Consider the following 2,849-nt stretch of genomic DNA (forward strand, 5'->3'; position numbering starts at 1 on the left):
AATCAAGAACAATTACAAACATATTGTCAAAAATTTGAAGCTAAAAGCGCGGAAGTTTATCAGCAGCTTCACGCAATTCCCTAATGTTAATGATTGCTTTTGATGGAATCCTTAAGGATTCGTAGCAATTGGTTTGAAGTGCAAATTGCTTTATGTTTTTAATCTTCTCCTGCCCACCGAAAAACGATTTTGCGCAAGATTCTTTCTAGCATTTTTCGCAAAGGTCTCCAATGCATTACTGCACCGCCCAAAAGCCCAAATAAACTACCAATTGTAATATCTAGGATTCTTGCCTTGATAATCAAATCTGGGTCATAATTCATAAAGCTTGCAACTTCTGCCAAATAAGTGGAATAAGGGGTTAAAAATACCATTGCTAAAGCATAATTCCTAACTGTTGTTAATTCCGCAAAAAACATTAATGTCATCATCAAAAGCGCAAATTGAATTGGGCTGAAACTAAAGTGCAGCAAGAAATAAGCGAAGCTTACGCCTAGAATCGTGCCCAAGATTCTTTGTGTCTGTTTAATCCAAATCTGTTTAAAAGTAACTGCTGTTAAGATGGCAGCACAACTTACCCCCACCCAATAGCCTCTTTCTAATTCCAAAAAGTTTTGGAAAATCATAGAGACACTGACAAAAAACGCAATGATAATAGGGTCAATAATAATCACGCCAAAGCCAAATTCTCCGATTTTTGGAGTTGGTTTTGGAGGATGTTTGAAGAGGTAAATTACACTTAAAGAATACAGCAAAACCATCACATTGGCTACCATTGTTCCAAGTGCGACAAGCCCAATAGCAAAAGGATAGTCTTTGACTTCAAAAGGAATATAAGTGCCAAGAATCATCGCAAAGGTAAAGAAAAAGAATCCTGGCGCGCCAATGCTAAAATAGCGCACGACTTGCGCGCCTATCATCGTAACAAGAAAAACGATGAATGGAATTAGCGCAGGAAAGGCTTGTCCAATCAGTCCAAGCGTAAAGGAAGCAACAATTCCAAAAGCACTCGCCATACATAAAATCATTTTATGGTGAATTGGAGTGTCAGGAACATAAAGAAAAATATTGGTGCCGATGATTGCCACAAGTCCCAAATCAGGACGATTAAAAAAAGCTGCAACAAAAAGCACGATTGCAACACTTAATCCTGCAAAAAATGGCATTTGCCATAATCTATCGCTAGGATTCCAAGTGAAAATGAGCTTAATATTCTCTTGAATTTTTTGTAAAAAATTCATTCAAACTCCTTAAAGTTGTCGTTAAAATTATAGCATTCAACAAGAATTGTAAAGTTTTTAAGATTTGCTATAATACCAAAAACTAAAGGAATCTTATGAAAATTATTGCAAGTAATTTTAAGACAAACCACACGCGCAAAAGCACTTTACAATTTTGCGAGAATTTAGAAAAGTTTATTGCAAAAAATCAAACACAAAATCAATCCTTTCCACATCAAATTATGATTTTTCCCCCACAAAGCGCACTCTTAGAAAATCGCTTTAAGAGTTTTCAGGTTGGAGCGCAAAACGCCTACCCTACAAAAAACGGCTCTTACACAGGAGAAATTGGTTTGGAGCAATTAGAGGAGTTTGGGATTCAAACACTTTTGATTGGGCATAGTGAGAGGCGTGAGATATTAAAGGAATCGCAAGAATTTTGCGCAGAGAAATTTAGGTTTTTTAGTCAGTTGGGATTTAGAATTTGTTATTGTATTGGGGAGTCGCAAGAAATCAAACAACAAGGTATTGAAGCGGTTTTGGAGTTTTTGGAATCCGAATTTGAAGGGATTAATTTAAATTCACCTGATTTAATTGTTGCCTATGAGCCGATTTGGGCGATTGGCAGTGGGGTAAGTGCAAGTTTGGAGGAAATCACACAAATTCACACACGCTTAAAGCAAAAATTAGGTAAAATTCCGCTTTTGTACGGCGGAAGCGTGAAACCCCAAAATGTGCGTGAAATTCTCTCCCTAAATGGTGTAGATGGTGTGCTTATTGGAAGTGCGAGTTGGGAGATTTCAAGCTTTTGTCAAATTTTAGATAATTCCATTGATTTAAGGAGTAAAGAATGATTATGCAAGGAAAAAAGGGCTTGATTGTCGGTGTGGCAAACAATAAATCTATTGCGTATGGAATCACAAAGGCACTCAAAGAGCAAGGTGCGACAATCGGCTTAACCTATATGAATGAACAAATTCAAAAACGCGTGTTTCCCATTGCGGAAGAAATCGGGAATTCCAAGTTTGTTTATGAGCTAGATGTAAGCAAAAAGGAGCATTTTGCGCTTTTGCGTGAAAGTATCAAGCGAGATTTTGGAACATTGGACTTCTTGGTGCATAGCGTTGCTTTTGCTCCTAAAGAAGCGTTAGATGGGAGCTTTTTGGATACAAGCAAAGAAGCCTTTAATGTTGCAATGGAAGTTTCAGTTTATTCGCTTATTGAGCTTTGCCGCGAACTTAAACCTGTACTAAGCCCCAATGCTTCAATTCTTACACTAAGCTATCTAGGAAGTGTCAAGCATGTTGCGCATTATAATGTAATGGGCGTTGCTAAGGCTGCTTTGGAATCTAGTGTGCGTTATCTAGCGCACGATTTAGGGAAAGAAGGAATCCGTGTCAATGCGATTTCAGCGGGACCAATTCGCACGCTTGCCGCAAGTGGAATCGGAGATTTTCGCTTCATCTTAAAATGGAATGAGGCAAATTCACCATTGCATAGAAATGTAACAATAGAGGAAGTAGGCAACTCTGCAATGTATCTCCTATCCCCTCTTGCAAGCGCGGTTACAGGCGAGATTCATTATGTGGATTGCGGTTATAATATTATGGGAATGGCAGCTGTGGAGGA

General features: G+C 38.3%; 3 protein-coding genes. 2 read left to right on the top strand and 1 reads right to left on the bottom strand.

Annotation, left to right across the window (positions count from 1 at the left end; all coding sequences use genetic code 11):
• Positions 1–158: 158 nt before the first annotated feature.
• A complete protein-coding gene (locus Q1553_RS07910) occupies positions 159–1,241 on the bottom strand; it encodes an FUSC family protein (protein WP_300691214.1) in 1,083 nt (360 codons plus the stop codon).
• A gap of 95 nt (positions 1,242–1,336) precedes the next feature.
• Between Q1553_RS07910 and Q1553_RS07915 the strand changes: the two genes are divergently transcribed.
• A complete protein-coding gene (locus Q1553_RS07915) occupies positions 1,337–2,074 on the top strand; it encodes a triose-phosphate isomerase (RefSeq protein WP_115551363.1) in 738 nt (245 codons plus the stop codon).
• A partial coding sequence (gene fabI, locus Q1553_RS07920) for an enoyl-ACP reductase FabI (RefSeq protein ID WP_300842902.1) occupies positions 2,071–2,849 on the top strand: 779 nt, incomplete at its 3' end. The genes Q1553_RS07915 and fabI, both read left to right, overlap by 4 nt.

This window comes from Helicobacter sp. UBA3407 (genome assembly GCF_949747025.1).
Classification (GTDB): domain Bacteria; phylum Campylobacterota; class Campylobacteria; order Campylobacterales; family Helicobacteraceae; genus Helicobacter_D; species Helicobacter_D ganmani.

Bases quoted from the DNA above. Each gene is read 5' to 3' on its own strand.
- Q1553_RS07910 (WP_300691214.1), bottom strand. From the start codon at position 1,241: ATGAATTTTTTACAAAAAATTCAAGAGAATATTAAGCTCATTTTCACT.
- Q1553_RS07915 (WP_115551363.1), top strand. From the start codon at position 1,337: ATGAAAATTATTGCAAGTAATTTTAAGACAAACCACACGCGCAAAAGC.